Genomic DNA, 7,999 nt, shown 5'->3' with positions numbered 1-7,999 from the left:
CTTTACGCCCCTCCCTCGGACAATTTCCCCAAAGCGGCCCAAGCCGTAACACGGGGAGAACCACACATGAACATGCTCGACGGGCTGTCACTGCTGCTGGCAGTGGCATTGGCGTTTTATCTGCTGGTGGCGCTGCTGCGCGCCGATCGCAGCTAGGGAGCGGCCATGCACAGTTACGATTTCGCCTTGCTCCTGGCATTCTTTGCCATCGTGGTGCTACCAGCACCCTGGCTCGGGCGGTTCTACTTCAAGGTCATGGAAGGCCAGCGTACCTGGCTGACGCCTGTGCTGGGGCCGGTCGAGCAGGGCTGTTACCGGCTGGCGGGTGTGAACGCCAGCCAGGAGCAGAACTGGCGGCAATACACCCTGGCCCTGCTGGCGTTCAACCTGGTCGGCTTCCTGCTGCTGTTCGCCGTGCTGCTGTTGCAGGGCTACCTGCCACTCAACCCTCAGCACCTGCCTGGCCAGGAATGGTCGCTGGCGTTCAACACCGCCGTCAGTTTCGTTACCAACACCAACTGGCAGGCCTACAGCGGTGAGGCGTCGGTCAGCTACCTGAGCCAGATGCTTGGCCTGACCGTGCAGAACTTTGTCAGCCCTGCCACCGGCCTGGCCGTGCTGGTTGCCCTGTGCCGCGGTATCGCCCGGCGCAGCGCGACGACGCTGGGCAACTTCTGGGTCGACATGACCCGTGCCACCCTCTACGGCCTGTTGCCGCTGTGCTTGCTGCTCGCGCTGTTGCTGGTATGGCAGGGCGTACCGCAGACCTTTGCCGACTACGCCCACGCGCTGACCTTGCAAGGTGCCGACCAGACCATTCCGCTGGGGCCGGCTGCCAGCCAGATCGCCATCAAGCAATTGGGTACCAATGGCGGTGGCTTCTTCGGCGTCAACTCGGCGCACCCGTTCGAGAACCCAACGGCCTGGAGCAACCTGTTCGAGGTGGCATCGATCATCCTCATTCCGGTGGCGTTGGTGTTCACCTTCGGTCACTACGTGAAGGACCTGCGTCAGAGCCGCGCCATCCTCGCCTGCATGCTTGCCCTGTTCCTGATCGGCGGTAGCACGGCGCTGTGGTCCGAGCACCAGCCAAACCCGGCCCTGGACAGCACGCAGGTGCAGCAGACCGCCCCCCTGGAGGGCAAGGAAAGCCGCTTCGGCACCACCGGTTCGGTGCTGTGGGTGGTCACCACCACCGCCGCCTCCAACGGTTCGGTCAACGCCATGCACGACAGCCTGAACCCGCTGACCGGTATGGTGGCGATGATCAACATGATGGTCGGCGAGGTGATATTCGGCGGCGTCGGCGCGGGCCTCTACGGCATGCTGCTGTTCGTCCTTATCGCGGTGTTCCTGGCCGGGCTGATGATTGGCCGTACCCCGGAATACCTGGGCAAGAAGCTGCAGGCCCGTGAAGTGCAGCTTCTGGTGGCAACCCTGCTGGTGATGCCGGTCGGCGTGCTGGTACTTGGCGCCATCGCCGCCAGCCTGCCCGGCCCGGCCGGGGCGGTCACCAACCCGGGGGCGCATGGTTTCAGCCAGTTGCTGTACGCCTATACCTCGGGCTCGGCCAACAACGGCTCGGCCTTTGCCGGGTTTGGCGCCAACACCGTGTACCACAACCTGATGATCGGCCTGGCCATGCTCATCGGCCGCTTCGGCTACATCCTGCCGATACTGGCGTTGGCCGGCAGCCTGGCGGCGAAAAAAAGCGCGCCGCTGGGGCAGAACAGCTTCCCGACTCACGGCCCGCTGTTCACCGGCTTGCTGCTGGTGACCATCCTGCTGGTCGGTGGCCTGACCTTCCTGCCGACCCTGGCCCTTGGGCCAATCGCCGAACACCTTAGCCTGGGTTTTTGAGGACCGATCATGAACATGCCCATTCCTGAAGTGAATAGCCGGCACAATGCCAAGGACCAGACCCGCTTCGCCGCGCTGTGGCGCCCGGCGCTGGTGCAGGCGTTCGTCAAGCTCGACCCGCGTCAGCTCAAACGCTCCCCGGTAATGCTGGTGGTGGCCCTGACCGCGGTGCTGACCACCGTGCTGTGTTTCGCCCCCGGCGGCGGCGTGAGCACCGGCGTTGCGGTGCAGATTGCCCTGTGGCTGTGGTTCACCGTGTTGTTCGCCAACTTCGCCGAGGCGTTGGCCGAAGGCCGTGGCAAGGCCCGCGCCGACAGCCTCAAGGCCGGCAGCCAGGGCCTGACCGCCCAGCGTCGTCTGCGTGATGGCCGCTACGAGACGGTAGCTGCCAGCGCGCTGCGCAAGGACGACGTGGTACGCGTGGTCGCCGGCGAAATGATCCCCGGCGACGGCGAGGTGATTGAAGGCATTGCGGCCGTCAACGAGGCGGCCATTACCGGCGAGTCCGCGCCGGTCATACGCGAATCAGGTGGCGACCGCTCGGCGGTGACCGGCAATACGCGGCTGGTCTCCGACTGGCTGCTTGTCCGCATCACCAGCAACCCGGGCGAGTCGACCCTGGACCGCATGATCGCCCTGGTTGAAGGGGCCAAGCGGCAGAAGACCCCGAACGAAATCGCCCTCGACATCCTGCTGATCGGCCTGACCCTGATTTTCCTGATCGTGGTGGTGACCTTGCAGCCGTTCGCCCACTTCGTGGGTGGCAGCCTGCCGCTGATCTTCCTGGCCGCGCTGCTGGTGACGCTGATCCCGACTACCATCGGCGGCCTGCTGTCGGCCATCGGTATCGCCGGCATGGACAGGCTGGTACGGCTGAATGTCATTGCCCGCTCGGGCCGCGCCGTCGAGGCGGCCGGGGACGTGCATACGCTGATGCTCGACAAGACCGGCACCATCACCTTCGGTAACCGCCGCTGCAGCGCACTGCATGCTGCACCGGGCATTACCGCCAAGGAACTGGGGGAGGGCGCCTTGCTGGCGTCGCTGGCCGACGACACCGCTGAAGGCAAATCGATTGTCGAATACCTGCGCCAGTTGCACGACTTTGTCGACCCGCCTGCCGGGCAGTTCGAAGCGGTGGCGTTCAGTGCCGAGACACGCCTGTCGGGCATCGACTTCCAGCAGCACCGCTACCGCAAGGGCGCCGTCGATGCGGTGCTGGCATTCGTCGGTATGCAACGCCTGGAAATGCCGGCGGCGCTGGCCCGTGAAGTCGAACGCATCGCGCAGAGTGGCGGCACACCGTTGCTGGTGTGCGTCGACAAGCGTTTGCTGGGTGTGATCCACCTCAAGGACGTGGTCAAGCCTGGTATCCGCGAGCGCTTCGCCGAGCTGCGCAAGCTGGGCATCCGCACGGTCATGGTGACCGGCGACAACCCGTTGACTGCGGCCGCCATCGCCGCCGAAGCGGGGGTCGATGACGTGCTGGCCGAGGCCACGCCCGAGAAGAAGCTGGCGCGTATTCGCCAGGAGCAGAATGACGGCCGCCTGGTTGCCATGTGTGGCGACGGTGCCAACGACGCCCCGGCACTGGCCCAGGCTGACGTAGGCATGGCCATGAACGACGGCACTCAGGCTGCGCGGGAGGCCGCCAACATGGTCGACCTGGACAGCGACCCGACCAAGCTGCTGGACGTAGTCCAGGTCGGCAAGGAGCTGCTGGTCACCCGCGGTGCGTTGACAACGTTCTCCATTGCCAACGACGTGGCCAAATACTTCGCCATCCTGCCGGCGCTGTTCGCTGCCATCTACCCGCAACTGGGTGTGCTCAACCTGATGCAACTGGCCAGCCCGCAGAGCGCCATCCTGTCGGCGATCGTGTTCAACGCGCTGATCATCATCGTGCTGATCCCGCTGGCGCTGCGTGGGGTGCGCGTGCAGGCGGCCAGTGCGGCGCACCTGTTGCGGCGCAACCTGCTGATCTACGGGCTGGGCGGCATTGTGGTGCCGTTTGCCGGGATCAAGCTGATCGACCTGCTGCTCAACGCCCTGAACCTGGTCTGAGGAGGCCGCCATGACTGCTTATCTACGCCCGGCATTGAGCCTGGCTTTGTTGATGACCCTGGTGACGGGCGCCCTGTATCCGCTGGCGGTGACCGGTATTGCCCAAGTCGCTTTCCCGAACCAGGCCAACGGTAGCCTGGTACGCGATGCGCAAGGCCAGGTGCGGGGTTCGGCATTGATCGCCCAGGACTTCCAGGGCGATGGCTGGTTCCACTCGCGGCCCTCGGCAGGTGCCTACGCGACCGTGGCCAGCGGCGCCAGCAACCTGTCGCCGAGCAACCCGGCGCTGGCTGAGCGGGTAAAGGGCGATGCGGCTGCGTTGTATCAGGCGCAGCAGGGGCCAGTGCCGCAGGCGCTGCTGACCACCTCGGGCAGCGGCCTGGACCCGCACCTGCCACCGGAGGCGTTGGCCTATCAGATCCCGCGGGTGGCGGCGGCACGGCAGCTGCCGGTCGAGCGCTTGCAAGCCTTGCTGGAACAGGCCACCCTCCACCCATTGATCGGCCCGCCGGTGGTCAACGTGCTGGCGTTGAACCAGGCCTTGGAAAAGCTCGCCATTGTCAGGTAATCGAAGCGCTGGCAGGAAGCCTGTAGGAGCGGGTTCACCCGCGAATGCGGTGGTGGTGCCACTGACGTATTCGCGGGTAAACCCGCTCCTACACGTTAAGGGGGCTTTCCCTGAAGTGGCCGACTGCTGGAAAAAGCAAAGGATGAAACATGAGTGACTCCGCCCGCGCCGATGCGCTGTTGGCCAACCTTCCACGCACCGGCCGGGGCCGGCTGAAGGTGTTCCTCGGCGCTGCCCCCGGCGTCGGCAAGACCTTCGCCATGCTCCAGGCTGCACACGCCCAGCAACGCCAGGGCGTGCAGGTGTTGGCCGGGGTGGTCGAAACCCATGGCCGCGCCGAAACCGAAGCGTTGCTCGGAGGGCTGCATCAGCAGCCCTTACTGCGCAGCCAGTACCGTGGCGTCACCCTCGAGGAAATGGACCTTGACGGCCTGCTGCGTGCCGCGCCGGCGTTGGCCCTGGTGGACGAACTGGCCCACACGAACGCCCCCGGCAGCCGCCACGCCAAACGCTGGCAGGACGTACAAGAACTCTTGGCCGCGGGCATCGACGTGTACACCACGGTCAACGTCCAGCACCTGGAAAGCCTCAACGACAAGGTCCGTGACATTACCGGCGTACAAGTGCGCGAGACCCTGCCGGACTGGGTGCTGCAGGAGGCGTTCGAGCTGGTGCTGATCGACCTGCCTCCGCGAGAGCTGCTCGAACGCCTGCGTGAAGGCAAGGTGTACGTGCCCGAGCAGGCTCGGGCGGCCATCGATGCGTATTTTTCGCAAACCAACCTCACCGCCCTGCGCGAGCTGGCCATGCAGACCGCCGCTGCTCAGGTCGATGCCGACCTGGCCCACGGCTATCGTCAGCGCGGCCAGGAGGCGCCGGCCTTGCGCGGCCGGTTGCTGGTGGGCATAGACGGTGACGACCAGGCCGAACGCCTGGTGCGCCATGCCAGCCGCGTGGCCCAGCGCCGCCACCTGCCCTGGAGCCTGGTGCATGTGGACAACGGCCGCCTGCGTGACGAAACCGCACGGCATCGTTTGCAAGCCGCGCAGCAACTGGCCGAGCGACTGGGCGGGGAGGTGGTGCTGCTGCGGGCTGGGGAAGTGGCCCGCACGCTGATCCAGCATGCTGTCGAGCGGCGGGCCAGCCTGGTGCTGGTCGGGCAATCCCGCAACCGCCTGCGTCGGCGTTTGTTCGGCGCGGGTGTGGCGGCGCGGCTGCTGCGCGAAAGCCGTGGCCTGGAAATCAACGTGCTGGACCGCGACGTGCAGCCGCCAGCGCCGCGTTCAGCCGTGCGGCGGGTGTGGGTGTGGCGTCATTACCTGCTGGCGCTGCTGGCCACCGTGTTGGCTGCGGGTCTGGCCTGGGCGGTGTCCAGTGTGCTGGCGCTGCCCAATATCTCGCTGGTGTTCCTGGCGGCGGTGTTGCTGGTCGCAGTGCGCAGTAGCCTGGGACCTGCGCTGGCTTGCGCCGCGCTGTCGTTCCTGGCCTATGACTTCCTGTTCATACCGCCCAACTTCTCGTTCACCATCCAGCGCGAAGAAGACGTGCTGACCCTGGTGTTCTTTCTGTTGATGGCTGCGCTCACCGGCAACCTGGCCGCGCGCCAGCGTCGCCAGTTGCAGGCGCTGCGCGAGACCCAGGCGCAGACCAGCCAGTTGCTCGACCTGTCTCGCCGCTTGACGGTAGCCACCGACCGCCAAGCCATATTCAAGGCTGCCGGCCAGCACCTGGACGGCTGGCAGGACACCCAGGTGTGCTTGCTGGAGCGCAACGCCGAAGGCCAGTTGCAAGTGGCCAGCGGGGAAGCCTGCACCTTCAGCGACACCGAACGGGCGGCTGCCGATTGGGCCTGGCAGCACGGGCAGGCCGCCGGCCACGGCAGCGATACCCTGCCTAATGGCCGCTGGTGGTGGTGGCCATTGGCGGTGGACGATCAGCCGCTGGCGCTGCTGGGCGTGCGCCCGCGCAACGGGCAGCCGCTCAGCGACCCACGGCGGCGCCTGCTCACCGCCCTGGGCCAGCCCCTGGCCCAGGCCCTGGCCCGCGCACGCCTGGCCGAACAGCTGGAAGCCGCACGCCTGCACGGCGAAACCGAGCAACTGCGCAGCGCCCTGCTGGCTTCCGTATCCCATGACTTGCGCACGCCGTTGACCGCCATGCGTGGCAGCATCGACAGCCTGTTGGCGTTGGGCGATGCGATCCCGGCTGAAGACCGCCGCGAGCTGCTGGAGGGCACCCGAAACGAAGCCGAACGCCTCGATCGCTACATCCAGAACCTGCTGGACATGACCCGCCTGGGCCATGGCGGCCTCAAGCTGGCCCGCGACTGGGTGGCCCCGGCGGATATCGTCGGCAGTGCGCTCAACCGCCTGCGGGTGGTGCTGGCGCCGCTGCGTGTGCACACGGACGTGCCGGCCGAGCTGCCATTGCTGTTCGTGCATGCGGCGTTGATCGAGCAGGCACTGGTCAACGTGCTGGAAAACGCCGCACGCTTTTCGCCGGCCAATGGTCGGCTTGAGCTGCAGGTGGCGGTGCATGACGACCAGCTGCGCTTGACCGTCAGCGACCAGGGCCCCGGCATTCCCGAAGCCGACCGCGAGAAAATCTTCGACATGTTCTACACCGCCGCCCGTGGCGACCGCGGCGGGCAGGGTACCGGGCTGGGCCTGGCGATCTGCCAGGGCATGATCGGTGCCCATGGCGGGCAGATTCTGGTGGGCGAAGGCATTGATGGCCAAGGCACCAGCATCACTCTATGCTTGCCGCTGCCTCCTCAACCTGAAGCCGAAAGCGAAACCCCATGAGCCAGTCCGCCACCCTGTTGGTCATCGACGATGAACCGCAGATCCGCAAGTTCCTGCGTATCAGCCTGGCCTCGCAAGGCTACAAGGTGCTGGAGGCCGCCACCGGTGCCGAAGGGTTGGCCCAGGCGGCACTGGGCAAGCCGGACCTGGTGGTGCTCGACCTGGGGCTGCCGGACATGGACGGCCAGCAGGTACTGCGTGAGTTGCGCGAATGGAGTGCAGTGCCGGTGATGGTGTTGTCGGTGCGTGCCAGTGAAGTGCAGAAGGTCGATGCGCTGGATGGTGGTGCCAATGACTATGTGACCAAGCCGTTCGGTATCCAGGAGTTTCTCGCGCGCGTGCGGGCGTTGCTGCGCCAGGTGCCCCAAGCCGGCGGCTCGGAAGTGGCGGCCAGCTTTGGGCCGCTGACGGTGGATTTTGCCTTCCGCCGGGTGACGCTCGAGGGTGTTGAGGTGGCATTGACACGCAAGGAGTATGCTTTGCTGGCGCTGTTGGCCGGGCATCCCGGGCGGGTGATTACCCAGCAGCAGCTGCTCAAGGATATCTGGGGGCCGACCCATGCGGAGGATACCCACTACCTGCGCATCGTGGTCGGGCATCTGCGACAGAAGCTGGGCGATGACCCCACGGCGCCGCGGTTCATCATTACCGAGGCGGGGGTTGGCTACAGGCTGGTAGCGCCGACAGCATAACCCTCCCAAAG

Annotated in this window: 6 protein-coding genes; all 6 read left to right on the top strand. The window is 66.2% G+C overall.

The annotated features are described in order from the left end of the window. The first annotated feature begins 66 nt into the window (after nt 1–66). The 6 genes from kdpF to AC3WLP_RS02565 all read left to right on the top strand — a co-directional run bounded on the left by kdpF (nt 67) and on the right by AC3WLP_RS02565 (nt 7,988). A complete protein-coding gene (gene kdpF, locus AC3WLP_RS02590) occupies nt 67–156 on the top strand; it encodes a K(+)-transporting ATPase subunit F (RefSeq protein WP_003251485.1) in 90 nt (29 codons plus the stop codon). 9 nt (nt 157–165) lie between these two features. Continuing rightward, complete coding sequence (kdpA, locus tag AC3WLP_RS02585) at nt 166–1,860, top strand: potassium-transporting ATPase subunit KdpA (protein WP_088512526.1); 1,695 nt, start codon at nt 166–168, stop codon at nt 1,858–1,860. 9 nt (nt 1,861–1,869) lie between these two features. Further along, complete coding sequence (gene kdpB / locus AC3WLP_RS02580; RefSeq protein ID WP_012051751.1) at nt 1,870–3,924, top strand: potassium-transporting ATPase subunit KdpB; 2,055 nt, start codon at nt 1,870–1,872, stop codon at nt 3,922–3,924. Nucleotides 3,925–3,934: 10 nt separating this feature from the next. After that, entirely contained in the window at nt 3,935–4,492 is a 558-nt protein-coding gene (kdpC, locus tag AC3WLP_RS02575) for a potassium-transporting ATPase subunit KdpC (RefSeq protein WP_019750856.1), read from the top strand. A 149-nt stretch (nt 4,493–4,641) separates the two neighbouring features. Beyond that, nucleotides 4,642–7,296 carry a DUF4118 domain-containing protein gene (locus AC3WLP_RS02570; protein WP_088512525.1) on the top strand — a complete coding sequence of 885 codons (2,655 nt, stop codon included), beginning with the start codon at nt 4,642–4,644 and terminating at the stop codon, nt 7,294–7,296. Beyond that, nucleotides 7,293–7,988, top strand: coding sequence for a response regulator (locus AC3WLP_RS02565; protein WP_014590291.1), 696 nt, complete (start codon nt 7,293–7,295; stop codon nt 7,986–7,988). Before AC3WLP_RS02570 ends, AC3WLP_RS02565 begins: the two co-directional genes overlap by 4 nt. The last annotated feature ends 11 nt before the right edge of the window (nt 7,989–7,999 follow it).

It is taken from the genome of Pseudomonas sp. FW305-E2, assembly GCF_058782925.1.
This window is presented reverse-complemented; position numbering and strand designations above follow the sequence as displayed.